Below are 24,094 nucleotides of genomic sequence, written 5' to 3' on the forward strand. Positions count from 1 at the left end.
CTAAACGACCTCTCAACAACGAAGCGATGATGAGCGGTCGTTACGCTTACCAATATGGTTGGACTATCTTCGCAACAGTGGTAGAGCACAGAGTTGACTCGTCCGCTAGAGCGGCTAAATGCTATGGATACAAACGGATTATTCCGTAAGACTTTACTGACATAATTTGACCATAACATTCAACCAACCCTAACGGCCAATGCACAATACATTCATCGAAGCACGCTGGAATATCGTCTTAATAAGGTTCACGATCTGACAGGGCTGGATATCCGCAATCACTTTTTTGATCACATGTTATGGTAGATCGGATTGCAACTTAACGAGGCACTCAGCCAACAATAATACAGTGCTTTCTTATTCATCCAGCCTTCATTAAACTAGCTTTACCATATTATTGATTAATGATTACTTGTGGAACAAAGCTCGCAAGCCAACGCTCATCAAGCACCACAACCCGATCGCACCGAAAAAAGGCTGTCTACTCTTGAAAAAGATAAGATGCGGCTTTGGAAAATGTACAATGACCATCATGCGCAACTCGATCAACTGACGCATAGACTGGATGAATTAAATCAAATGCAGGGTCAACAACTGCAGAGTGAACAACAATTCAATCAGCAAAGTGGGCAACTTCACCAAGAGTTAAAGCAGCTCTCATATACATTGAAACGCACTCGCAGACTATTATATCTGGCGGTCATTTTATTGTTGTTAGTGAGTATTAGTCAGGTTGACTGGCAGCCATTGTGGCATGCCAGTCAACAGGCATTTAGCTTACTGCAGGCTCGAATGGCCAGCTAGCGAATCTAGGATCGGACAATCAGGCAAATTGTTTCCGGCGCAGCACCCTACCAGTTGATGCAAGCTATCACGGAGTTTCGACAACTGTGCAATACGCTCTTCGATCTCATTTAAATGCGTTGTGGCAATGCGTCTCACATCTGATGAGGCCCTATTTTTATTGACATAAAGCGAAAGTAATTGCTCACATTGCTCTAAACTAAAACCGATTTTTCGACAATTCCCTAAAAACCGCAATTGGTCCAATTGGGCCTGACTGTAACTGCGATAACCATTATCCGCACGTCGCGCCCGAACCAATCCAATGTCATGATAATATCGAACCGTTTTTACCGATAAACCACATCGCTTTGCAACTTCGCCGATCTTCATGATTTTTCCCCCTGCCGCCTATCATCAAATGAAAGCACCCACTCAATGGCGGGATGGCCGCCAACGTGTCAAGCGAACGGAGTTAGTGACCACTGACACAGAACTAAGCGCCATCGCAGCCCCAGCAATCGCTGGGTTGAGCAAGCCACAAGCCGCTAACGGAATGCCAATTACGTTATAGCCAAATGCCCAAAATAAATTCTGTTGGATAATCCGCCAAGTTTGACGAGCCAGACTCACCGCATCGGCAACCAACAACGGTTCATCCCGCATCAACGCAACATCAGCACTCTCAATCGCTAGATCACTCCCGCTGCCCATCGCAATACCAACATCAGCCTGTGCTAAGGCAGGCGCATCGTTCACGCCATCCCCCACCATCAGCACATGATGGCCTTGCTGCTGACGAGTTTTGACCTCGTTAAGTTTATCTTGAGGTTTAAGTTCACCTTGCCAATCAGTGAGTCCCAATTGGTGCGCTAAAACATCGGCAACGCGCTGCTGGTCCCCCGTTAACATCACACTTGCGACACCAACACGCTGTAACTGGGCAATCGCGGCCGCGGCATCTTCACGAACCGGATCCGCCGTTGCGATAATCCCCTGTATTTTGCCATCAATCGCCACATAAATACTCGAACCACTGGCGTCCATCGCCGCCATTCGCTCTTGCCAACGCTCGCTGAGCGCGATGTTAAATTTCTCAAGCAGCGCCTGATTCCCAATCAGTATATTAGTCTGATCATCGTTATCAAGCTTGGCTGAAATACCCATACCAGGATAGCTATCGAAATGGTCCAACTCTATCAAGGGCTGGTCATTGGCCGCTAACATAGCTTTTGCCAACGGATGTTGACTGCCCTGTTGAGCACTCGCAACTAATTGCAATAACAGCGCTTGGTCGCCATCACACGCAACAGCATGAAGTTTCGGCTCACCCACTGTTAGCGTCCCTGTTTTATCAAAAATAACCTGGTCAACCTGCCGAGTTTTCTCCAATGCATCAATATTGCGATATAAAATACCATAGCGAGCACCACTGCCCGTCCCTGCCACTAACGCCGTTGGAATCGCTAATCCCAATGAACAAGGGCAGGCGATGACCAAAACAGAAATAGCAGCAATGCCACCATTGGCCCAATCGTCGAAAACGAAGCCCCAAACCAATAAGCTTACAACCGCAACGCACAATACAATCGGCACAAAATAAAAGCTGATTTTATCGGCCAATTTTTGCACAGGTGCTTTACCCGATTGGGCATCGCTGACCATCTGGATCATTCTTCCCAAAGTACTGTCTTCGTTGGCTCGGGTCACTTCGATTTTAACTAGCCCTTCACCATTAAGACTTCCCGCCAGAACATTGTCGCCTTCAGGGTGAGCAACCGGTTCACTTTCACCGGTAATGAGCGCCTCATTAAACGCTGAACTGCCCCAGCGAACGATCCCATCGGCAGGAACTTTTTCACCAGGTTTGATCAATAGCCAATCGCCCACTTTCAGGCTATCGACACTCACATCGACGCTATTATCACCATCAATCCGATGGGCCTGCATCGGTGCTTCATTAATGAGCTCGGAAACCGCTTTAGCCGCACGCGCTTTCGCCCGGGACTCAAGGTACCGCCCAAACACAATGAGCGTAATAATGACTGCCGCCCCATCAAAATACAGATGTTGCGAATAGCCAGTTAAATAAAGCCAGACACTATATCCATACGCAGCGAACGTTCCCATGGTTACCAGTGTATCCATGCTGCTCGAACGATTACGTAGCGCATGCCAGGCGCCTTTGATAAACGGCCAACCAATGACAAATTCCACCGGAGTCGCTAACAGCCACTGCCAGCCCCCCGGAAGAGCGGCGATAGGAACGATCATTGGCACCAGGAGCGGGATTGTCAGCACAATGCTCACGACCAATCGCCATGGAAAATCCGCGCTCGTTTTCGGTGCCTCAGGCTTTACCGCAGAAGAGTCGCCTTCTACTTCGTAGCCTGCATTTTCAATCGCCTGTCTAAGCGTACTCTCTAAGCCAAGGCCCGCAACAGTTGTGATATTGGCTTGGCCAAGCGCATAGTTCACTTCGGCATGAATCACCCCAGGAACTTTAGCCAGTGCGCGTTCCACCGCAGCAGAGCAACCTGCACAACGCATCCCTTTAATGTGCACTAAGCTCTCTTCAGTTGCTGCTGGGTAACCCGCTTTATCCAGAGCTTCAACAACCTCCCCTAATGAATTAAGGTCATCTAGTTCGATATGCGCTTGGTTAAGAGCTAGGTTCACACTAGCGGTTTTCACCACACCCAGATCATTGAGCGTTTGCTCGACTCGGCTTGAGCAGCCAGCACAACGCATCCCTTCAACAGGGATCGTTAATGAATCAGACATTGTCATCTCCTCATGGTCACTTTTGGACACGCATTCACTATAAACCTTCCCACAACAGTAAGGTCAAGTTGTTCTACAATCTAAAGAAGGAGCTATTTCAAGAGACCACTACAATGCAGCGCAAGATACGCGAGAGGAAGTCAGACTATTTCGCAACAAATCCCCCCGTAATCCACCTTAATTGGGACATTTTACTGCGTCATGAACCGCAAGAGGAACAGAGCCCAAATGTCAGCACATAAGAGCCTCAAAGATGCGGATAAAAATCGCTTTTATTCGTTCGTTATACAGCAAAAAACTTGCCAGAATATACTGATTTTATCTGGATAAAAGTTGATAATTTAGGACTTAAACGTCAGGAAATGTTAGAATGGTATAAAACTCGCTATATGCTTTTAAACATGATTCTGAGTCTATGGCACTGTATCAAAAGTAGCCTCAGATTAAGCTTTTGTGGTAATGCTCAATAAGTGTGATGATTCAGCCTCCAGAACGATTATTTTTTGGCCATGAATATTCAACATACCCTAGAGTTTATCCGCCTTCCAGTATAAAATAATCGGTCATTTCGAGATCTAATGGAGTTGCGTGTGAGTGTGTCGTTATGGCAGCAGATTGTCAGTCGATTGCAGGATGAATTACCGGCTACAGAATTTAGTATGTGGATCCGTCCGTTGCAAGTTGAACAGGCCGAGGAGCTGCTGACGTTATACGCGCCGAATCGATTTGTCTTAGACTGGGTGAAAGACAAATACGTGATTCGAGTCAACGCACTACTTGAAGAATATTGTGGTCACGATAAACCCAAGCTGCGTTTTGAAGTGGGCAGTCGCCCCGTTCGTCAGCAGCAATCGCAACCGAGTGAAGCAGCTTCGCCAGCACCAACTGCCTCAGTGGTTGCCAAACCCGTGTACCAAGAGCGAAGTTGGGATCGCGATAATAACAACTCGACTCATCACATTAACCATCGAAATAATATCAACCCCAAGCATAAGTTTGATAACTTCGTTGAAGGTAAATCAAACCAGTTGGCCCGAGCGGCGGCCTCTCAAGTAGCAAGCAATCCTGGTGGCGCGTATAACCCATTATTTTTATACGGTGGTACAGGCTTGGGGAAAACGCACTTATTACATGCTGTCGGCAACGGTATTTTAGAGCGCAAAAATAATTCTCGGGTGGTTTATATGCACTCAGAACGATTTGTGCAAGACATGGTGAAAGCACTGCAAAACAACGCGATTGAAGATTTTAAACGTTACTATCGTAGTGTCGATGCTCTGCTTATCGATGATATCCAGTTTTTTGCCAATAAGGAACGCTCCCAAGAGGAGTTCTTTCATACCTTCAACGCACTGCTTGAAGGGAATCAGCAGATTATTTTAACCAGTGATCGTTATCCTAAAGAGATTGACGGCGTTGAGGATCGGCTCAAGAGCCGTTTCGGCTGGGGGCTGACGGTTGCAATCGAACCACCGGAACTTGAAACTCGGGTGGCAATTTTGATGACTAAAGCTCAAGAAAATAATATTAGTCTGCCCGATGAAGTTGCGTTCTTTATTGCCAAGCGACTACGCTCTAATGTGCGCGAGTTAGAGGGCGCTTTAAACCGCGTGATCGCCAACGCCAACTTTACCGGACGATCGATCACCATTGACTTTGTCCGTGAAGCACTGCGCGATCTGTTAGCGTTACAAGAAAAACTGGTCACGATTGATAATATTCAAAAGACAGTCGCTGAATATTATAAAATTAAAGTAGCAGATCTATTGTCAAAGCGACGTTCACGCTCTGTGGCCCGCCCTCGTCAATTAGCCATGGCGTTGGCCAAAGAGCTCACCAACCACAGCTTGCCAGAGATTGGGGATGCATTTGGTGGTCGAGACCACACTACGGTACTCCATGCTTGTCGTAAGATTAATCAGCTACGCGAAGAAAGCCATGATATCAAAGAAGATTATCAGAACTTGATTCGTACTTTGTCCTCATAGGTAATATCATGCAATTTCAAATTAACCGGGAAGCGTTAATCAAACCTCTGCAATTGGTCAGTAGTGCCATTGGTGGACGACCAACAGTGCCAATTCTGGGAAATATCCTGCTTGTGGTTAGCGAAAATTCGCTCTCTCTGACCGGCACCGATATGGAAGTGGAACTGGTGGCTTCAGTTGGCGTTGAAAGTGCACAACAGCTAGGCTCGGTAACCGTTCCAGCCAAAAAATTTGTGGATATTTGTAAAGGATTGCCAGACGGCTGCTCGATTGAATGCAAGGCGCAAGGTGACCGATTGCAAATTCGCTCGGGACGTAGCCGCTTTTCACTAGCAACATTACCCGCTGAAGATTATCCCAATGTGGACAGTTGGCAGCCCCAACTTGATCTGTCAATCAACCAAGCCGTTCTAAAACAACTGATTGATAATACACAGTTTTCAATGGCTAGCCAGGATGTTCGATATTATCTTAATGGGATGTTATTTGAAACAGAAGGACAAACCCTAAAAACCGTAGGTTGTGATGGTCACCGCATCGCCGTCGCTTCGACTGATCTGGGGCAGCCGCTTGAAAGTCTTCAGGTCATTGTCCCACGTAAGGGCGTTTTAGAACTTATTCGTTTACTCGATCAAGATGACGCGATGGTCCAGATCCAAATTGGCACCAATAACATTCGAGCTAGCGTTGAAGGCTTTACCTTCACCTGTAAGCTGGTTGATGGCCGTTTCCCTGATTACAAACGAGTAATCCCGAGTGGTGGCAACAAAGTGCTCATTTCCGGACGTGAAGAATTGCGACAGGCATTCTCACGAGCTGCTATTTTATCGAATGAAAAGTTTCGGGGTGTACGTCTGCAACTCACCGCTCAGACGCTCACGATTACAGCCAATAATCCTGAGCAAGAAGAAGCCGAAGAAATTTTAGATGTTGCCTATCAGGGAGATGACCTGGAAATTGGTTTTAACGTGTCTTACCTGCTGGACGTGCTCAATGCACTTAAATCGGATCAAGTCCGTATTACCATGTCTGATAGTATTACCGGCTCGATTATTGAAGATAGTGAGCAAAGTGGTCAAGCCTTGTATGTCATTATGCCGATGCGTCTGTAGCGCAACCGTATTATTTCTTATTCATGGCAATTGATACATTAACAATGACCAATTTTCGCAATATTAGTCAGGAACAGATGCAGTTCAGCCCTAACTTAAATGTGATTGTTGGTGATAATGGCAGCGGTAAAACGAGTATCTTAGAGGCTTTGTATTTACTGGGATTTGGGCGCTCATTTCGAAGTTCACGGATCCGTCAGGTTGTTCAGCATCAACAGCCACAACTAGTTTTGTTTGCACAAGCTAATCAACATCGAATTGGCCTGTGCAAACAAATCTCAGGTGAAACACAATTGCGAATTGATGGTGAAACGGTTCGTACTCAGGCTGAATTATCAAAAATATTGCCGGTTCAGTTGATCCATCCTGAAGGATATAGCGTCGTCAACGGCAGTCCTCGTTACCGCCGCGCTTATCTTGACTGGGGAGTGTTTCACGAGGAACAACAGTTTCAAGCGCTCATGCACCGTTATAAGCGCTTACTAAAACAGCGCAATGCATTACTAAAACAACGGGCTAGCTACCAGCAATTATCGATCTGGGACAGAGAATTAGTGACTCAGGCTGAGTCCATTCGTCAAATGCGGCAAGCGTATTTTGCCCAACTTGTTCCAGAAATCCAGCAAATTGCTGAAGATTTTTTACCTGAGTACCGATTTGAATTTAATCTGTACCACGGGTGGAATCACGACTCAAGTTTGGCAGAAATACTTGAGCAAAACTACGAACGGGAAAAGCAAATGGGATTTACCCTCGCCGGGGCCCACAAAGCTGATATCCGAATAAAGACTGAGCAAGGGAACGCAGCTGAAACGATTTCCCGAGGCCAGTTAAAGTTGTTGGTTTGTGCCCTGCTATTAGCTCAAGGGCAACATACTTATCGTGTATTAAACAAACCAACTATTTATTTAATTGATGACTTCGCTGCTGAGCTTGATCCAACTAAGCGAGCGCTTCTAGCGCAATACTTGCAACGTAATAGCGCACAGGTATTTATTACCGCGATTGAGCCGCAAATATTAGAAGGCTTTGATTTAACCGATAGTTGTCTGTTTCACGTGAAACAAGGCAACATCACACAACAGTAAACGAGAGCGAAACATGGCTGAAAATAATTATGGTTCGTCAAGTATTAAGGTCTTGAAGGGTCTTGATGCAGTGAGAAAACGTCCTGGAATGTATATCGGTGACACCGATGATGGCACAGGACTACACCATATGGTCTTTGAGGTGGTCGATAACTCTATTGATGAAGCATTAGCAGGCTACTGTAAAGATATCGTCATCACAATTAACGGCGATGGTTCCGTTTCTGTCACCGATGATGGCCGAGGCATCCCGGTAGACTTACACGAAGAAGAAGGTGTTTCTGCAGCACAAGTTATTATGACAGTGCTTCATGCCGGTGGGAAATTTGACGACAACTCATATAAAGTTTCTGGTGGCCTACATGGTGTTGGGATCTCGGTTGTAAACGCCCTTTCCGACAAGCTGAAATTGGTTATCCGCCGTCAGGGACATGTTTATGAACAGTATTATCACTTGGGTGAACCAGTCGAAGCGTTAAAACCGATCGGTGATACAGAGCAAACCGGAACGGCCATCCGCTTTTGGCCAAGTCACACTATTTTCACGAAAACCGAATTTAGCTATGACATCTTGGCTAAACGTCTTAGAGAATTATCATTTCTAAACTCCGGCGTTTCGATTATTTTAAAAGATGAACGTGATGGCCGTGAAGACCACTTTATGTATGAAGGTGGTATAAGAGCATTTGTTGAATATCTAAATGCTAAAAAAACGCCCATTCATGACAAGCCATTTTACTTCACTATGGAACGTGAGGATGGGATCGTCGTCGAAGTTGCAATGCAGTGGAATGACAGCTTCCAGGAGAATATCTTCTGCTTTACCAATAATATTCCACAGCGCGATGGTGGCACGCACTTGGCCGGATTCCGCGCCGCCCTTACCCGAACACTCAACACCTACATGGATAAAGAGATCGGTAAAAAGAATAAGACCAATGCTGCGGGTGAAGATGCTCGAGAAGGGTTAACAGCAGTAGTTTCGGTCAAAGTTCCAGATCCGAAATTTTCTAGCCAAACAAAAGATAAGCTGGTTTCATCTGAAGTAAAAACCGCCGTAGAACAAGCAATGGGCGAAAAATTCAGTGAATTTTTACTTGAACAACCCGTCGCTGCCAAAGAAATTACCCAGAAAATTGTAGATGCAGCACGAGCTCGAGAAGCGGCACGAAAAGCCCGAGATATGACTCGCCGCAAAGGAGCTTTAGATTTAGCAGGCTTGCCTGGTAAACTTGCCGACTGTCAGGAAAAAGATCCCGGTCTTTCTGAACTGTACATTGTGGAAGGGGACTCAGCGGGAGGCAGTGCTAAACAAGCACGAAATCGCCGCAACCAAGCTGTTCTGCCACTGAAAGGTAAAATTCTTAACGTAGAAAAAGCACGTTTTGATAAAATGCTCTCCTCTCAGGAAGTAGCTACATTAATTACCGCACTCGGTTGTGGGATTGGCCGTGATGAATATAACCCTGATAAAACACGCTATCATAATATTATTATTATGACCGATGCGGATGTCGATGGCTCGCACATTCGCACATTGTTATTGACGTTCTTCTACCGTCAGATGCCAGAAATTATCGAGCGTGGCTATGTTTATATTGCACAGCCGCCGCTGTATAAAATGAAAAAAGGTAAGCAGGAAACCTATATCAAAGATGATATTGCTTTGGTTGAATACTTCACATCACTGGCTCTAGATGATTCAAGTCTACACGTGAGTGAACATGCTCCTGCTATCCAAGGTGCAACGCTCGAAGGAATGGTTCGTCAATATCGTACGGTGCAAAAAATGTTGGATCGCTTGGCACGCCGTTATCCACGCGACTTATTGAATCGAATGATTTACCAAGAGCCAATGCTACCTGAGCAGCTTAAGGATGAAGCGACTCTACGAGATTGGATGGAAGCACTAGTCACTCCCGTGAATAACAGTTTGCCAAAAGGCAATTTCTATAAAGTGGAGCTCGCTCGCCACAAAGAAGTTCCAATCTGGGAACCTAAAGTTAAGTATCGTATGCATGGTGTAGATACCGAATATCACTTTGAATATGAATTCTTTGAAAGTCACGAATATGAGCGCATCGTCGAACTTGGAAAAGTCATCGGCAATTTAATTGAACATGGTGCTTATGTGGAACGCGGTAATAAGCGGTATGAGGTCACCAGCTTTGAAGATGCACTAACGTGGTTAATGAATGATTCTAAAAAAGGAATTTCAGTACAGCGATACAAAGGTCTTGGCGAGATGAATCCAGAACAACTGTGGGAAACAACGATGGATCCAGATTCAAGACGTATGCTCCAAGTTACTGTTGACGATGCTGTTGCTTGTGACCAATTGTTTACAACATTGATGGGCGACCAAGTAGAACCTCGTCGAGAATTTATCGAAACAAATGCCCTGAATGTAGCAAACCTCGATATCTAAATTTTATATTCACACTAATAATTAACCGGGACTTTGTGCCCGGTTTTTATTTTCTCTAGCGCGATTTTCATCAAGCCTCCGCCCTTTCGACTTATACCGAGAGGAAATGTTGGCAACAGCCCTCTCTTCTTCAGCACTATCTATCTCTCTATCTCTTCGAACAATCCATGTAGTGATAACTCATTAATTGGATAATTGGATAGGACAGCGGGTTTCTCAAACTGACGACTGAAAATTAATTTATTTAAATTCAATAGATTAAAAACAAATTCAAGAAAATTTTAAAAATTTATCTTGAAAAAAACAGAGATGTACCCATTTTATAGATGTGATGCCAATAGGGTCACAAACAAAAATGAGTCTGACTGGATTAATTTAATCGGTCATTTCATTAATTGCTCAATATAAGAGGATTAATATTATGCGTACATTTGATTTCACACCACTTTATCGTAGTGCTATCGGCTTTGACCGCTTATCTGACTTAGTTGAAGCAGCAGCAAGTGCTTCTGCTCAAAATGGTAACGGCTATCCCCCATATAACATCGAATTAATAGGCGATGACCAATATCGTATTACGCTGGCCGTCGCTGGTTTTAAAGAAGAAGAACTTGATATTACCAGCCATGAAAACACCTTGATTGTAACAGGAAGCAAGAAGGCTGAAGATGATAGCGCGTCAGACAAAACCAACACCCGCAAATTCTTATACCAAGGGATTGCTGAACGAGGTTTCGAACGTCGTTACCAACTAGCCGATCATGTTAAAGTGAACTCTGCTAGTTTAGAAAATGGTTTGTTACACATTAATCTTGTGCGAGAAATACCTGAAGAATTGAAACCTAAAAAAATTACAATTCACTCAGGCCGCGAGCAGGATTTAATTGAAGGTTAAGTTAATAGATAATTAACTTACAGCTATCATATGACACACAGCCCAGCACCTATGCTGGGCTTTTTGTTATCTACTTAATAGAAACTCATTCATCTATTTAATTGGAAAATGGAAAATGTACAAGTCTACGGAAGTTAGCACTTCCCATATTCAGCATCGTTTCACGTGAAACAGATCAAGACTTAGCTTCGACTAAACTGGATATTCATATACTCCATTACTTTATGTGTTTCACGTGAAACTTTATTGAGAAAGACACACTACATTGGTATATGTTTCACGTGAAACTTTATTAAGAAGGACACACTACGTGTGATAAGTCCATCAACGCGTATGAAGTATGACGCCAAACAGAAGGACGATAGAATCCTTCTCAGATCAAATCACTAAACATGAGAGAACAAATGGCTCACTAATCTTTTTTTCGAATATAAACCACCGGTTCCTGCTCTCTAAGATCTAAAAAGAATTGATAAGTCCCATCGGTTTTAGGAATAAATTTAATACTGTTAAATTCAGCACAAGCATCAACAACACGTTTCTGCCCTACTTTTAAAATGGAACTATCGGTTTTATACCCAAAGTCTGTTCCACAGTGCCAATCTTTATCCCCAATTTTCCATTCATAGGGTCGACCATCTGCAATCAGATCCACCTCTGTCATCCATAATCCTTGCTGTCCAGAGACTGGATGCAATTGATATTGTTCATCAGCATCCCACCAAGTAAAAACACCACGCAAATAGATAGGACGATCAATCTGAACTCTACTGCCAGTAGCATACATCGATGGATGGCTACTACATCCGGCGAGCAACAAGGCTCCCACAAGGAATAATCCAAAATGGACATTTTTCATAATTGCCTTCTTTATCGATTTGATGGCTATAAATAAAACATTATACAATTGATAATAACAGATCTATTGCTAAGCACCAGTTTCATAAAAATAACTTATAAAACAAATAGATAAGAAAGGTTACAAGCGGTAAACGACATGCCAATGCCCTGACTATTCACGAAAATAGAGACCCGTAAAATAATTAACGACTGAAAGAGATATCCAAAAATGAGACAACAAACTAAATAGCCCTTTATTCTAAGAATAAAGGGCTATTTCATTAAAAAGAAACAAGAACAAGATACTATTTTTCAGCAAGCCACTGGGCAACTCGTTTCGAAAAATAAGTTAAGATACCGTCGGCCCCTGCCCGTTTAAAACACAACAACGACTCCATAATCGTTGCTTTTTCATCAAGCCAACCATTTTGGATCGCTGCCATCTGCATCGCGTATTCACCACTGACTTGATAAGCAAACGTTGGTACACCGAATGTATCTTTAGCTTGGCGGACGAGATCAAGATATGGCATTCCCGGTTTAATCATCACCATATCTGCACCTTCCTGGAGATCTAAAGCTATTTCCTGCAAGGCTTCAGCTCCATTGGCTGGATCCATCTGATAGGTCTTCTTATTGCCACCTTTAATATTAGAACTGGAACCAATTGCATCACGGAAAGGGCCATAGAAACACGACGCATATTTAGCTGAATAGGCCATCAATTGGGCATTAACGTGTCCAGCTTTTTCAAAGGCTTCCCGCATTGCCAGAATACGCCCATCCATCATGTCACTTGGCGAGATAATATCCGCTCCAGCATCTAAATGAGATAATGCCTGACGAACGAGCACATCCACAGAAACATCATTTAAGACATAGCCTTCGTCATCAATAATGCCATCTTGTCCATGCGTCGTATAAGGGTCTAATGCCACATCAGTCATCACACCAATCGTTTTGCATTCGGATTTAATGGCTCGGATCGCTCGCTGAATCAGCCCATTCGGATTATAAGCCTCTTCGGCATGCAGTGATTTTTTATCGGCTTCGACATAAGGAAACAGATCAATCACCGGAATACCAAGCGCCTCACATTCCTTAACTTCTTTAACCAGCTCATCAATGCTATAACGGAAAACACCAGGCATTGAAGCGACCTCTTCAACTCGGCCGCTGCCTTCTAAAACAAACATTGGATAGATCAGATCATCAACCGTTAACTGGTTTTCCGCCACTAGACGACGAGAAAAATCATGGGCACGAAGACGGCGCATCCGCCGCAGAGGAAACCGGCTTAACTCATTCATAAGAAAACTCCCACTTGAATTATTCGATCATTAAATAACACATCTCAGGATAGAAATACGCGCTGAAAATTATCCCGGATCTGAGCCTTGAGCTCGTTGACAGAAACCTGGCGAAGCTGGGCAACTACTTCATAAATATGAGGTAAGTAACATGGTTCATTACGCCGACTTTTGGGTTTATTAGGCAGATCTCTTGGCAAAAGATAAGGCGCATCTGTTTCTAAGAACAGTCGGTCAGCAGGAATCAACTTCACCAGCTCACGCAATGCCTTACCCCGTCGTTCATCACAAATCCACCCTGTGATACCAATATATAATCCAGCTTCTAAATAACGCTCTAAACTTTGCTCAGAACCGGTGAAACAATGCAGCACCGCAGCAGGTAAAGCTGTAAGTCGAGGTTCGAGAATAGCCATAAACTCGTCATAAGCATCACGCTCATGCAAGAGTACGGGTTTACGAAGTGTAGCGGCTAAATCAAGCTGCGAGATAAACACCTGACGTTGAACATCCCGAGGTGAATAGTTACGATTATAATCCAAACCACATTCACCCACAGCAACTACTTTTTCTGAATTTATTAACTCACTGATAATACTAAGGCTATCATTGTCAAATAACTCAGCTTGATGGGGGTGGCAGCCAACCGTGCTAAAACATTCCGGATAACGTGCTGTCATCGCAGTTAACCGGCGAGCTTCAGCGACTTCACTGGCAAGTAACAAAAAACGATCAACCCCCGCCTCTCGAGCTCTGGTGATCACCTCATCTCGGTCTTTTTCAAACTGACCGCTGGCCAGGTTTAAAGCTATATCAATCATCTATCGAGTCTGTCTCTTCAGCCTCATTTTTGCGAGTATAGAAACGAGCGAAAAACAGGCCTAATTCAAATAAAAACCACATCGGCAACGCTAACAGCGTTTGAGAAAAAATATCTGGTGGTGTTAGTAACATTCCGATGACAAAGACCGCTACAATGACATATGGCCGCTTAGCTGACAATGACTGCACAGAAGTTATTCCCGACCAGCAGATTAAAACAGTGGCAATTGGGATTTCAAATGCTGTACCAAAGGCAAAAAACAGCTTTAGTACAAAATTTAAATAACTCGAAATATCGGTCGCAATAGTGACACCAGCCGGGGCAACTGCAGTAAAAAACTTAAACGCCAGTGGAAACACAACAAAATAAGCAAATGCCATTCCTGCGTAAAACAACACCGTGCTCGCAACAACTAACGGCAAGACCATCTGTTTTTCTCTGCGGTACAAGCCAGGAGCGATAAACAACCAAACCTGAGATAGAATAAAAGGAATTGCGATAAAAAAGGAACAGACGATAGTCAGCTTAATCGGTGTTAAAAATGGTGCAGCAACACCGGTGGCGATCATCGTCCCATGGTGCGGTAAAACGGCCAGTAAGGGTTTGGCAACCCAGCTATAGATGGTATCACTAAAATAGACCAACGCAGCAAATATGACTAAAACAACCACAATGCACATTAACAAACGCCGCCGCAATTCCAGCAGATGAGTAATTAGAGGGGCAGACTCTGATTCCGATTCAGGAGCGTGGCTCATCACTATCCTTAGGCGTTAATTCTTTAGCTTCTTGTGAATCCGGGGAGACACTAGTAGGCGTATCTTGGGGGTGAATATCTTGGGGGTTGAGGCTATCTTTTAACTGGCCACCAATGGTGTATCCAGCCTGCCGTGCTTTTTCAACTTCTTCGCGAAGCTCTTTTAACTGGATCTCTTTTTCCAGATCATCTTTGACCTGGTTGGCCATAGACCGCAGCATATAAACCCAACGCATCAGCGCTCGAATCGCTTTCGGCAAACGCTCCGGACCTAAGACAATCAGTCCAATGACCGCGCATAAAACCAGCTCCCAGAAGCCAATATCAAACATAGCGATTTACGAGTTCGGTTTATGCGTATCGTCTTTATCATCCATGTTTTGACGCGTCTGTTCCGAATCGGTCTTTTCCTCTTTTTTGTCCTCATTGTTCATCGCGTCTTTAAAACCTTTAACCGCATGCCCAATGTCACCGCCCATCCCCCGCAGGCGTTTTGTACCGAATAACAACGCCACAATGAAGGCAATAACTAACAACTGCCAAATACTAATGCCACCCATAGCCTTCTCCTAACCACCTAGTTTAAAGTCAACGAAGCTTTCTAAAGCCCAAAGCGCCTAGAACAACCGTCAAGCCCGCCAATGCCGCACAAATTTCTGCATCAACATTATATAAAATCGCTGCACTTATTAAGCATGCCCCAGCACCTAACCCATAGAACAGGCTGGCCTGTTTCGCTTTTTGCCGTTTTAGATACAGCTGAGAAAGCTCACCGAAATTTTGCTGATGACGACGTGCCAATTGCAAATTTTCATAAATAAGCTCCGGCATCTCCGGAAATTTCTCCATCCAATAGGGAGATTTTGTTTTAATCGCATCAAATAGTGCCGCTGGCCCAACTTGGCGGCGGACCCATCTTTCTAAAAATGGCTTCGCCGTTTTCCATAAATCCAATTGTGGATATAACTGTCGTCCTAACCCTTCAACATATAACAGTGTTTTCTGTAACAATACCAGCTGCGGTTGCACCTGCATATTAAAACGTCGAGCTGTATTAAATAAATTGACCAACACATGGCCAAACGAAATCTCTGCCAGTGGTTTTTCAAAAATAGGCTCACAGACGGTACGAATAGCCGCTTCAAACTCACTGACATTGGTATCGACCGGTACCCAACCTGAATCGACGTGTAATTGCGCAACCATTCGATAATCACGATTGAAAAATGCCAGAAAATTTTCAGCCAAATAACGTTTGTCATCGCGGTTGAGAGTCCCGACTATGCCGCAATCGATCCCGATATACATTGGATCTTCGGGGTGCTCGTAGGAGACAAATACATTCCCTGGATGCATATCAGCATGAAAGAAACTATCGCGGAAAACCTGCGTGAAGAAAACTTCAACACCACGCTCAGCAAGTAGCTTAAGGTTGGTTCCTTGTTCAATTAAGCGATCCACATCCGAGACAGGAATGCCATATATTCGCTCCATCACCAACACATTTTTATGGCACAATTCACTATAGAATTCGGGAATATAAAGCTCTTTTGCACCTTCAAAATTACGCCGCAGCTGGATGCCATTTGCCGCTTCACGGATCAGATCCAGTTCATTAATGAGGGTACGCTGATACTCTTCTATCACTTCAACAGGACGCAAACGCCTCGCATCCGGGATCAATCGAAGTATGCGAGCGAAACGTCGCATCAAGCTGATGTCAGAATCAATGACATCTTCAATCCCCGGACGAATCACCTTCACCACGACCTCTGCACCATTTTCACAGAGTGTTGCACAATGCACCTGTGCAATTGAAGCCGAAGCTAAGGGAGTTACATCAAATTCACAAAAGATCTCATTGAGCGGTCTTCCGAGCGCCTTTTCAATGCGTTTTATCGCTTCTTCACCCGCAAAAGGCTTCACCTGATCTTGTAACAATGCTAAAGATTCTGCGACCTCTTTAGAGAGTATATCTCGACGAGTAGAGAGCATCTGGCCTAATTTGACAAACACCGGCCCCAGCGTTTCTAACGCCAGACGCAAACGCTCCCCAACGGGTCTATTTTTATATCGGTTTGGCCAAAAAAATAATAACCTTCTAGCTAAACGCATAGGCCACGGCCAGAACTTGCGAGGGATGGCTTCGTCAATGCCAAATCGGCATAGCGTATAAACAATGACCCAAAAACGCAGTACAGCCCTAATTCCCATATTGATCCGCCAGTTGCTTTAATCGCGCTTCAAATTGATCCAATTGAGATTTCAGCGCACTGATATCGCCAGCAAAATCATTGAACTGTGTTTTACCAACCCCAATACGCCATTCTTCGATAGCCAAATCGGCTCCTCTCGCCACACTTTGAGCCGAGCTTTGACGAACCATAGCCACCAATTTATGGACTTGCTGAACCAATAAATGGGCGGGGACATCACCAATCAATAGCGACAATCTCTGCTCAAAATCGGGCTGCACATCACTAAATAACGCGGCAAATTGCTGAATTAAACGAATATCCCCCGTCAGTTCTACTTCACCGGATTTAATCAGCTCAGGGAGGCTATTTGGATCGCGTAATTTCAACGAACTCAACGCAGAAGCCGTAAGTTGACTGTCAGGCTGACCTTCAAAATGATTCAGAATATCCAACTGATGGGATTCTATACTAAAATAAATAATCGGCAGTGGCGTAATTCTAACCGCCACGACACGCCCGTTGAGTTTACTTAACCGTTTGGATGAATGCTCATCCAAACTAAGATAGTGATTACTAACTAACTCCAGGCATGCAGACATTAATGGAGCAAAAGGCATAGCAACTCCTAAAATTTGTAACCCCGATGCAGCGCCACGATACCACCAGTCAAATTAAAATATTCGACATTTTCAAAACCCACTTGCTCCATCATGGATTTTAATTTTTCCTGACCTGGATGCATTCGAATCGACTCTGCCAGATACCGATAACTATCAGAATCATGCGCAATCAATTTACCCATGAAGGGCAATACCCGGAATGAGTATTGGTCATACACTTTACTTAAAAGTTTATATTGGGGCTTAGAAAACTCGAGAATCAACAATCGCCCACCGGGTTTAAGAACCCGAAACATCGATGCCAAAGCCTTATCTTTATCGGTAACATTTCGCAGACCGAAACTAATGGTAATAAGATCAAAGGTATTATCAGGAAACGGCAGTTCTTCAGCATTAGCCTGCACAAATCGGACGTTATCCGCAATACCTCGATTACGCAGCTTGGCTCGGCCTACTTTGAGCATCGAGTCATTAATATCAGCCAACACAACTTGTCCAGAAGGGCCAGTTAAACGAGAAAATTTTGCCGTTAGATCCCCCGTTCCACCTGCTAAATCGAGTACCATTTGCCCAGGACGGATACCGCTGCAATCGATTGTAAAACGCTTCCAGATGCGATGGATCCCCATCGACATCAGATCGTTCATAATGTCATATTTAGCGGCTACGGAGTGGAATACATCGGCGACCATGTCGGCCTTTTGAGATTTCTGGACTTGAGTATAGCCAAAGTCGGTCGTTTCGTCCTCATGCTTGTTCATACGAACTTGTCCTGACAAAGAAAGATATTTCGATAGTTTACTTGATGGGCAGCCCATAGCCAAATGGCTTCTAAGCTCTCAGGTATTAAACTGCGCTTGGCAAACAAAAAAGTGTGCCCCATGATACCGGACACACCCTTCTATTTTATTAAAAAACAACGCTGATTTTACAACATTTCACTGGTGATCAGTACAACTCCCTGATCGGAGATCGTAAAGCGTTTTGCATCGAGTTCTTTATCCACACCAATTTGCATGCCATCGGGAATAATACAATCTTCTCCAATAATCGCTTTCTTCACCAGACACCCTTTGCCTACTTTACTCCCTGGCAATAGGACACTGTCGTGAACCTCACTGCACTCTTCAATACGCACATCAAACGACAACAACGAGTGATGCACATAAGCACCTGAGACGATCACGCCAGCAGATAGTATGGAATCGACCGCATAGCCACGGCGATCATCATCATCGAAAACAAACTTCGCTCCCGGACGCTGCTTTTGATCGGTGATAATAGGCCAATCTTTATCATACATATTCAGCTGTGGTTCTGGAGCTAACAGATCCATACTGGCTTCATAATAAGCATCCAAATCCCCAACATCACGCCAGTAACCATTTTTCCCCGGATGTCCCGTGGGGCCGAAAACATAACCATAGACCCGCCGCTCAGAAAGCAATGATGGAATAATATTGTGGCCAAAATCATGTCCATAGCCGGGCTGGAGCAATGCTTTGCGTAATTCGCAGTCTAAAACGTCGGTATTAAAAATATAAATTCCCATTGAAACCAACGCCTGCTGTGGATCATGTGGGTCACTCTTAGGATGATCTGGCTTTTCATCAAAACTAAGCACGCGGCCATCCTTAGCCAGCCCCATGACACCAAACGATGATGCTTTCGCAATTGGCGTACGAAGACAAGCCACCGTTATCTCAGCATCGTTCTCTGCATGAAAGTTCACCATCCGTGAATAATCCATCTTATAAACATGATCACCACCTAGAATAAGGACGCGATCAAAGCGATTACTGTCAATGAGATCGAGATTCTGATAAACCGCATCAGCCGTGCCCCGATACCATTCTTCACCAGTACGCTGCTGAGCAGGAATAATGCTAATTTGTTCATCGAGAGCAGAATGAAAAAACTGCCATCCATGTTGCAAATGCATAATCAGATCTTGAGCCATATATTGAGTTAATATGCCTATTCGACGAATACCAGAATTTACGCAATTAGATAAAGTGAAATCGATGATACGATATTTGCCACCAAACGAAATAGCTGGCTTAGCGACACGATTAGTAAGATCACGCAAGCGAGTCCCTTTACCTCCGGCCAAAACCATTGCAGTGGTTCTGCGGATCAGTTGGTTACTCGACAGGTGAGAATAGCGGTTTTCTGACATAAACAGCTCCGTAATACGATCAGTGATCCCCTCTTACATCATCTTTAAAACCTGCTACAACCTAAATGCAGTTAGCGCAATAAAAGGGACAGCTCCCCCTCATGACTAATGTCATGCATAAGATGCTATGCATAAAGTAATGAGAAGACTTCTTTATGAGAGCTTAGTCTAAATATATGAATTCGTCGAAAAATCAACCGAATTAACGCTCTAATCGTGCGCTAGTATTCATAATTTCTAATTGCCATTGGAAATCGTGCCACATTGGCACGCTATTAGATTTAGCGGTTGGGGAAAACACTCTTGCGATTAAAACCTAAACTATTACAGTGTGTGTCACAAAACTGTCATCAAAAGGAAATATCCTTGTCATCATATTCATCTACTTTGCAAGACGTTAATTGAAAACGACTGAATGAATCAGACAATGATGTCGATTCTACAAAAAGCTCCCATTAGGAGGGATCATGAAATTGATGCGTACAACTGTCGCCGGCATTATGGCGGCTACATTGTCTCTGACTACGCTGTCAGCTATGGCTGCACAAACAATTACAGGTGCAGGTTCAAGTTTTGCTGGACCTATTTATTCTAAATGGGCAGCAGCATACAACAAAAAAACCGGTATTCAGCTGAACTATCAAAGCATTGGCTCATCTGGCGGAATTAAACAGATTAATGCAAAAACCGTTGACTTTGGCGCATCAGACAAGCCATTATCCGATGCAACTCTGGCTAAAGACGGTCTGGCTCAGTTTCCAACTGTTGTGGGCGGCATCGTTGTTGCAATTAACGTCCCTGGCGTAAAACCAAATCAAATGGTTCTTGATGGCAAAGTATTGGGTGATATCTACTTAGGTAAAATCAAAAAGTGGAATGATCCAGCAATTGAAAAATTGAATCCAAATCTGAAACTGCCTGATATGTCAATCGCAGTTGTGCGTCGTGCCGATGGTTCAGGGACTTCATTTGTCTTTACTGGCTATCTGTCAAAAGTAAATAGCCAGTGGAAATCACAAGTCGGTCAAGGTACAACTGTGAACTGGCCTGTTGGTTTAGGTGGCAAAGGGAATGATGGTGTAGCTGCATTTGTTCAGCGTGTTCGCGGTGCCATCGGTTATGTTGAATATGCTTACGCAAAACAGAACCACTTAACCTATACCAAAATGAAAAACCATGACGGCGAAATCTTAAGTCCAACTCGTGCTAACTTTAGTGCCGCTGCCGCTGGTGCTGACTGGTCAAGAACGTTCCAGCAGGACTTAACAGACAAAAAAGGATCGCACGCGTGGCCTATTACTTCAGGAACTTTCATTTTGATGCATACGCATCCTGAAAATCCTGCGCGAATTAAACAAGTCATGAAATTTGTTGATTTCGGATTCAAACATCCAGCATTAGCAAAATCATTAGACTATGCGCCACTGCCTAAATCAGTCATAAAAGTCATTCATCATGAATGGGCTACTAAATTTAAAGGCGCTAATGGAAAAGCAATCTGGTAAGTGACAATTCTTACCAATGCCTCTTCTAAACAAGTCATTCCCTTCCCTTACTTTAAGGGGAGGGAGTTTGTTTATATTAAATTAGCAATAAAATAATAGAGAGAGTTATGGTGCAACCGCTAAGAAAAGCGCCCAGCAAACTAACTGACCGCCTATTTGCTGCGATGGTTCGTATCGCTGCAATTGTGACACTGTTAGTCTTAGGTGGCATTATTGTGTCGCTGGTTATTTCGTCGATGCCAACCATCCGCGAATTTGGACTGTCATTCCTTTGGCTCAAAGAGTGGAATCCACCGGCAGATAAGTACGGCGCTCTGATCCCAATTTATGGCACATTGGTGACCTCTTTCATAGCCTTGCTTATTGCTGTTCCAGTGAGTTTTGGAATCGCATTATTCTTAACCGAGTTATCACCAAACTGGCTCAAACGTCCTTTAGGGATTGCTATTGAATTGTTAGCCGCAATTCCCAGTATCGTTTATGGGATGTGGGGATTATTTATCTTTTCCCCACTGTTTGCACAATATTTTCAACAACCGTTGGGAAACCTCCTCTCTAATGTCCCGTTAATCGGTTTCTTGTTCTCCGGTCCAGCATTCGGAATTGGGATTTTAACGGCAGGCGTGATCCTCGCAATTATGATTATTCCGTACATTTCATCGGTGATACGTGATGTATTTGAACGCACTCCCCCAATGATGAAAGAATCGGCCTATGGTCTTGGCTGTACGACTTGGGAAGTCATCTGGCATATCGTCTTACCCTTTACCAAAAATGGGGTCATTGGTGGTATTATGTTGGGTTTAGGACGTGCACTAGGGGAAACCATGGCGGTTACATTTGTCATCGGGAACACCTACAATATGTCGAGTTTTTCGCTGTATCAGCCTGGGAACAGTATTACCTCAGCGCTTGCTAATGAATTTGCCGAAGCCGCTCCTGGCCTTCATACCTCTGCCTTAATGGAATTAGGGCTCATCTTATTTGTCATCACCTTTATCGTTCTGGCGTTATCAAAATTGATGATTTTTCGCCTATCAAAAAATGAGGGGCGCAAATCATGAGCACAACTGCCGAATTACAAAAGCAAAAGATTGCCATTTCACGCACTAAAATGCAGGGCAAACGACGTCTTAAAAACCGTATCGCATTGTTCTTATCATTGCTAACAATGCTCTTTGGTCTATTTTGGCTGGCCTGGATTTTGTATTCAACGTTGACCAAAGGGGTTTCAGGACTAAGTTTACAACTGTTTACTGAATCGACCCCACCGCCGAATTCAACCGAAGGTGGGCTAGCAAATGCCATCGTCGGTAGTGGCTTGTTTGTATTTTGGTCCACTGTCATTGGTACGCCACTGGGCATTTTAGCTGGTATTTATCTAGCCGAATATGGCAAAGAATCACCGCTGGCGGGGGTGACACGTTTTATTAACGATATCCTCTTATCAGCACCATCGATCGTTGTAGGGTTATTTATTTACTCTATTGTGGTGATGAATACGGGTCATTTCTCAGGCTGGGCAGGGGTTCTATCTCTGGCACTATTACAGATCCCTATTATCGTGCGAACCACTGAAAACATGCTTAAACTGGTACCGAACAGTTTACGTGAAGCCGCCTATGCGCTGGGCACACCGAAATGGAAAATTATCCTGTCGATTACCTTAAAGTCATCGGTCTCAGGAATCATCACCGGGGTGCTGCTAGCGATCGCCCGAATTGCCGGAGAAACGGCACCATTGCTATTTACAGCATTGTCGAACCAGTTCTACAACACTGACTTAAGTAATCCAACCGCCAGTTTGCCAGTGATTATCTTTAACTTTGCGATGAGCGCCTTCAGTTCATGGCAACAATTAGCTTGGGCTGGCGTATTATTGATTACAGTCTTTGTATTACTACTGAATATTTTAGCTCGCGTTATTTTCGCAAAAAAACAGCGTGGATAAGCCGTTAGCCATCGGATCTACGAGATTAAGAGAGACGTTTGAATGAGTACTGAAACCCCGATCACCGATCCTAAAATTCAAGTGCGTGGCATGAATTTCTTCTACGGTAAATTCCATGCCCTCAAAGATATCAATATGGATGTTGCAACCAATAAAGTGACCGCTTTTATCGGCCCATCCGGATGTGGCAAATCCACGTTATTGCGCACATTTAACAAAATGTATGACCTTTACTCAGAGCAGCGCGCTGAAGGCGAGATCCTGCTCGATGGTCAAAATATTCTGGCCGAGAGTCAGGATGTGTCATTACTTCGAGCTCAAGTAGGGATGGTATTTCAAAAACCGACCCCCTTCCCAATGTCGATCTACGACAACATTGCCTTTGGGGTTCGCTTATTTGAGAAATTATCGCGTCCAGAAATGGATGAGCGTGTCCAGTGGGCTCTGGAAAAGGCTGCGCTGTGGACTGAAACGAAAGATAAGCTACACAACAGCGGTAACAGCCTTTCGGGTGGTCAGCAGCAACGTCTGTGTATTGCTCGTGGTATTGCAATTCGTCCAGAAGTGCTATTGTTGGATGAACCGTGCTCTGCATTGGACCCAATTTCAACGGGTCGCATTGAAGAGCTCATTAGTGAGCTAAAATCAGAGTATACCGTTGTCATCGTCACCCATAATATGCAACAAGCGGCTCGCTGCTCTGATTACACTGCCTTTATGTATTTAGGTGAGTTGATTGAATTTAACGACACCAATACATTGTTTACAACCCCCGGCCAACGGCAAACCGAAGACTATATAACTGGCCGTTATGGTTAACATCAGGAGCCTAA

Annotated in this window: 23 protein-coding genes; 11 read left to right on the plus strand and 12 right to left on the minus strand. The window is 44.2% G+C overall.

Features of this window, described 5'->3' with window-relative positions:
• Nucleotides 1-177: 177 nt before the first annotated feature.
• Together EV690_RS18675 and EV690_RS01120 are read left to right on the plus strand one after the other, a co-directional pair.
• On the plus strand, nucleotides 178-306 hold the full coding sequence (locus EV690_RS18675; protein ID WP_131911136.1) for a helix-turn-helix domain-containing protein: 129 nt from the start codon (nucleotides 178-180) through the stop codon (nucleotides 304-306).
• Nucleotides 307-414: 108 nt separating this feature from the next.
• Nucleotides 415-804 (plus strand): hypothetical protein, encoded by a 390-nt coding sequence (locus EV690_RS01120; RefSeq protein ID WP_131911105.1) that lies wholly within the window; start codon nucleotides 415-417, stop codon nucleotides 802-804.
• Here the strand turns inward: EV690_RS01120 and cueR are convergent.
• Nucleotides 778-1,176, minus strand: a complete 399-nt coding sequence (cueR, locus tag EV690_RS01125) for a Cu(I)-responsive transcriptional regulator (protein WP_131911106.1) — start codon at nucleotides 1,174-1,176, stop codon at nucleotides 778-780. The two genes, EV690_RS01120 and cueR, sit on opposite strands and share 27 nt — an antisense overlap.
• A 42-nt stretch (nucleotides 1,177-1,218) precedes the next feature.
• The gene (locus EV690_RS01130) at nucleotides 1,219-3,567 is read right to left on the minus strand and encodes a heavy metal translocating P-type ATPase (RefSeq protein WP_165872622.1); all 2,349 of its coding nucleotides are present in this window, start codon (nucleotides 3,565-3,567) and stop codon (nucleotides 1,219-1,221) included.
• Between the two features lie 659 nt (nucleotides 3,568-4,226).
• On the opposite strand from EV690_RS01130, the gene dnaA reads away from it, so the two are divergent.
• From dnaA to EV690_RS01155, 5 genes are all read left to right on the plus strand, one after another.
• Nucleotides 4,227-5,555 carry a chromosomal replication initiator protein DnaA gene (dnaA, locus tag EV690_RS01135; RefSeq protein ID WP_396022836.1) on the plus strand — a complete coding sequence of 443 codons (1,329 nt, stop codon included), beginning with the start codon at nucleotides 4,227-4,229 and terminating at the stop codon, nucleotides 5,553-5,555.
• A gap of 8 nt (nucleotides 5,556-5,563) precedes the next feature.
• On the plus strand, nucleotides 5,564-6,667 hold the full coding sequence (gene dnaN / locus EV690_RS01140) for a DNA polymerase III subunit beta (RefSeq protein WP_131911109.1): 1,104 nt from the start codon (nucleotides 5,564-5,566) through the stop codon (nucleotides 6,665-6,667).
• Nucleotides 6,668-6,690: 23 nt separating this feature from the next.
• Nucleotides 6,691-7,755 carry a DNA replication/repair protein RecF gene (gene recF / locus EV690_RS01145; protein ID WP_131911110.1) on the plus strand — a complete coding sequence of 355 codons (1,065 nt, stop codon included), beginning with the start codon at nucleotides 6,691-6,693 and terminating at the stop codon, nucleotides 7,753-7,755.
• A gap of 13 nt (nucleotides 7,756-7,768) precedes the next feature.
• On the plus strand, nucleotides 7,769-10,183 hold the full coding sequence (gene gyrB, locus EV690_RS01150; RefSeq protein ID WP_131911111.1) for a DNA topoisomerase (ATP-hydrolyzing) subunit B: 2,415 nt from the start codon (nucleotides 7,769-7,771) through the stop codon (nucleotides 10,181-10,183).
• Between the two features lie 421 nt (nucleotides 10,184-10,604).
• Nucleotides 10,605-11,078, plus strand: coding sequence for an Hsp20 family protein (locus tag EV690_RS01155; protein ID WP_131911112.1), 474 nt, complete (start codon nucleotides 10,605-10,607; stop codon nucleotides 11,076-11,078).
• Between the two features lie 412 nt (nucleotides 11,079-11,490).
• Here EV690_RS01155 and EV690_RS01160 read toward each other — a convergent pair whose 3' ends face one another.
• The 10 genes from EV690_RS01160 to glgC all read right to left on the minus strand — a co-directional run bounded on the left by EV690_RS01160 (nucleotide 11,491) and on the right by glgC (nucleotide 19,805).
• Nucleotides 11,491-11,937 (minus strand): hypothetical protein, encoded by a 447-nt coding sequence (locus tag EV690_RS01160; RefSeq protein ID WP_131911113.1) that lies wholly within the window; start codon nucleotides 11,935-11,937, stop codon nucleotides 11,491-11,493.
• A gap of 286 nt (nucleotides 11,938-12,223) precedes the next feature.
• Nucleotides 12,224-13,228 (minus strand): porphobilinogen synthase, encoded by a 1,005-nt coding sequence (hemB, locus tag EV690_RS01165; RefSeq protein ID WP_131911114.1) that lies wholly within the window; start codon nucleotides 13,226-13,228, stop codon nucleotides 12,224-12,226.
• Nucleotides 13,229-13,272: 44 nt separating this feature from the next.
• Nucleotides 13,273-14,049: a TatD family hydrolase gene (locus EV690_RS01170; RefSeq protein ID WP_131911115.1), complete on the minus strand. Its 777-nt coding sequence runs from the start codon at nucleotides 14,047-14,049 to the stop codon at nucleotides 13,273-13,275.
• Nucleotides 14,042-14,809 (minus strand): twin-arginine translocase subunit TatC, encoded by a 768-nt coding sequence (gene tatC / locus EV690_RS01175; RefSeq protein ID WP_131911116.1) that lies wholly within the window; start codon nucleotides 14,807-14,809, stop codon nucleotides 14,042-14,044. The genes EV690_RS01170 and tatC overlap by 8 nt, the downstream gene beginning before the upstream one ends.
• Complete coding sequence (gene tatB, locus EV690_RS01180) at nucleotides 14,793-15,140, minus strand: Sec-independent protein translocase protein TatB (RefSeq protein WP_131911117.1); 348 nt, start codon at nucleotides 15,138-15,140, stop codon at nucleotides 14,793-14,795. The genes tatC and tatB overlap by 17 nt, the downstream gene beginning before the upstream one ends.
• 6 nt (nucleotides 15,141-15,146) lie before the next feature.
• Nucleotides 15,147-15,368 (minus strand): twin-arginine translocase TatA/TatE family subunit, encoded by a 222-nt coding sequence (gene tatA, locus EV690_RS01185; RefSeq protein ID WP_131911118.1) that lies wholly within the window; start codon nucleotides 15,366-15,368, stop codon nucleotides 15,147-15,149.
• Nucleotides 15,369-15,396: 28 nt separating this feature from the next.
• Nucleotides 15,397-17,022 (minus strand): ubiquinone biosynthesis regulatory protein kinase UbiB, encoded by a 1,626-nt coding sequence (gene ubiB / locus EV690_RS01190; protein ID WP_131911119.1) that lies wholly within the window; start codon nucleotides 17,020-17,022, stop codon nucleotides 15,397-15,399.
• Nucleotides 17,012-17,623 carry a ubiquinone biosynthesis accessory factor UbiJ gene (locus EV690_RS01195; protein ID WP_131911120.1) on the minus strand — a complete coding sequence of 204 codons (612 nt, stop codon included), beginning with the start codon at nucleotides 17,621-17,623 and terminating at the stop codon, nucleotides 17,012-17,014. The genes ubiB and EV690_RS01195 overlap by 11 nt, the downstream gene beginning before the upstream one ends.
• An 8-nt stretch (nucleotides 17,624-17,631) precedes the next feature.
• Nucleotides 17,632-18,387, minus strand: coding sequence for a bifunctional demethylmenaquinone methyltransferase/2-methoxy-6-polyprenyl-1,4-benzoquinol methylase UbiE (gene ubiE / locus EV690_RS01200; RefSeq protein ID WP_131911121.1), 756 nt, complete (start codon nucleotides 18,385-18,387; stop codon nucleotides 17,632-17,634).
• 167 nt (nucleotides 18,388-18,554) lie between these two features.
• Complete coding sequence (gene glgC, locus EV690_RS01205) at nucleotides 18,555-19,805, minus strand: glucose-1-phosphate adenylyltransferase (RefSeq protein ID WP_131911122.1); 1,251 nt, start codon at nucleotides 19,803-19,805, stop codon at nucleotides 18,555-18,557.
• Between the two features lie 467 nt (nucleotides 19,806-20,272).
• Between glgC and pstS the strand changes: the two genes are divergently transcribed.
• From pstS to pstB, 4 genes are all read left to right on the plus strand, one after another.
• Nucleotides 20,273-21,310, plus strand: a complete 1,038-nt coding sequence (pstS, locus tag EV690_RS01210) for a phosphate ABC transporter substrate-binding protein PstS (RefSeq protein WP_131911123.1) — start codon at nucleotides 20,273-20,275, stop codon at nucleotides 21,308-21,310.
• 107 nt (nucleotides 21,311-21,417) lie between these two features.
• Nucleotides 21,418-22,374: a phosphate ABC transporter permease PstC gene (pstC, locus tag EV690_RS01215; RefSeq protein ID WP_131911124.1), complete on the plus strand. Its 957-nt coding sequence runs from the start codon at nucleotides 21,418-21,420 to the stop codon at nucleotides 22,372-22,374.
• Entirely contained in the window at nucleotides 22,371-23,261 is an 891-nt protein-coding gene (pstA, locus tag EV690_RS01220; RefSeq protein WP_131911125.1) for a phosphate ABC transporter permease PstA, read from the plus strand. Before pstC ends, pstA begins: the two co-directional genes overlap by 4 nt.
• A 42-nt stretch (nucleotides 23,262-23,303) precedes the next feature.
• Nucleotides 23,304-24,080: a phosphate ABC transporter ATP-binding protein PstB gene (gene pstB, locus EV690_RS01225; protein WP_131911126.1), complete on the plus strand. Its 777-nt coding sequence runs from the start codon at nucleotides 23,304-23,306 to the stop codon at nucleotides 24,078-24,080.
• Nucleotides 24,081-24,094: the final 14 nt, after the last annotated feature.

This window comes from Celerinatantimonas diazotrophica, assembly GCF_004339545.1.
In the GTDB taxonomy this organism is placed as follows: domain Bacteria; phylum Pseudomonadota; class Gammaproteobacteria; order Enterobacterales; family Celerinatantimonadaceae; genus Celerinatantimonas; species Celerinatantimonas diazotrophica.

Excerpts from the sequence above, each read along its gene's own strand:
- EV690_RS01130 (WP_165872622.1), bottom strand. The coding sequence starts at position 3,567 with ATGTCTGATTCATTAACGATCCCTGTTGAAGGGATGCGTTGTGCTGGC.
- pstB (WP_131911126.1), top strand. The coding sequence starts at position 23,304 with ATGAGTACTGAAACCCCGATCACCGATCCTAAAATTCAAGTGCGTGGC.
- EV690_RS01160 (WP_131911113.1), bottom strand. The coding sequence starts at position 11,937 with ATGAAAAATGTCCATTTTGGATTATTCCTTGTGGGAGCCTTGTTGCTC.
- tatA (WP_131911118.1), bottom strand. The coding sequence starts at position 15,368 with ATGGGTGGCATTAGTATTTGGCAGTTGTTAGTTATTGCCTTCATTGTG.
- tatC (WP_131911116.1), bottom strand. The coding sequence starts at position 14,809 with ATGAGCCACGCTCCTGAATCGGAATCAGAGTCTGCCCCTCTAATTACT.
- cueR (WP_131911106.1), bottom strand. The coding sequence starts at position 1,176 with ATGAAGATCGGCGAAGTTGCAAAGCGATGTGGTTTATCGGTAAAAACG.
- glgC (WP_131911122.1), bottom strand. The coding sequence starts at position 19,805 with ATGTCAGAAAACCGCTATTCTCACCTGTCGAGTAACCAACTGATCCGC.
- dnaA (WP_396022836.1), top strand. The coding sequence starts at position 4,227 with ATGTGGATCCGTCCGTTGCAAGTTGAACAGGCCGAGGAGCTGCTGACG.
- EV690_RS01170 (WP_131911115.1), bottom strand. The coding sequence starts at position 14,049 with ATGATTGATATAGCTTTAAACCTGGCCAGCGGTCAGTTTGAAAAAGAC.
- EV690_RS01195 (WP_131911120.1), bottom strand. The coding sequence starts at position 17,623 with ATGCCTTTTGCTCCATTAATGTCTGCATGCCTGGAGTTAGTTAGTAAT.
- dnaN (WP_131911109.1), top strand. The coding sequence starts at position 5,564 with ATGCAATTTCAAATTAACCGGGAAGCGTTAATCAAACCTCTGCAATTG.
- ubiE (WP_131911121.1), bottom strand. The coding sequence starts at position 18,387 with ATGAACAAGCATGAGGACGAAACGACCGACTTTGGCTATACTCAAGTC.
- pstC (WP_131911124.1), top strand. The coding sequence starts at position 21,418 with ATGGTGCAACCGCTAAGAAAAGCGCCCAGCAAACTAACTGACCGCCTA.
- pstS (WP_131911123.1), top strand. The coding sequence starts at position 20,273 with ATGAAATTGATGCGTACAACTGTCGCCGGCATTATGGCGGCTACATTG.
- recF (WP_131911110.1), top strand. The coding sequence starts at position 6,691 with ATGGCAATTGATACATTAACAATGACCAATTTTCGCAATATTAGTCAG.
- pstA (WP_131911125.1), top strand. The coding sequence starts at position 22,371 with ATGAGCACAACTGCCGAATTACAAAAGCAAAAGATTGCCATTTCACGC.
- hemB (WP_131911114.1), bottom strand. The coding sequence starts at position 13,228 with ATGAATGAGTTAAGCCGGTTTCCTCTGCGGCGGATGCGCCGTCTTCGT.
- tatB (WP_131911117.1), bottom strand. The coding sequence starts at position 15,140 with ATGTTTGATATTGGCTTCTGGGAGCTGGTTTTATGCGCGGTCATTGGA.
- gyrB (WP_131911111.1), top strand. The coding sequence starts at position 7,769 with ATGGCTGAAAATAATTATGGTTCGTCAAGTATTAAGGTCTTGAAGGGT.
- ubiB (WP_131911119.1), bottom strand. The coding sequence starts at position 17,022 with ATGGGAATTAGGGCTGTACTGCGTTTTTGGGTCATTGTTTATACGCTA.
- EV690_RS01155 (WP_131911112.1), top strand. The coding sequence starts at position 10,605 with ATGCGTACATTTGATTTCACACCACTTTATCGTAGTGCTATCGGCTTT.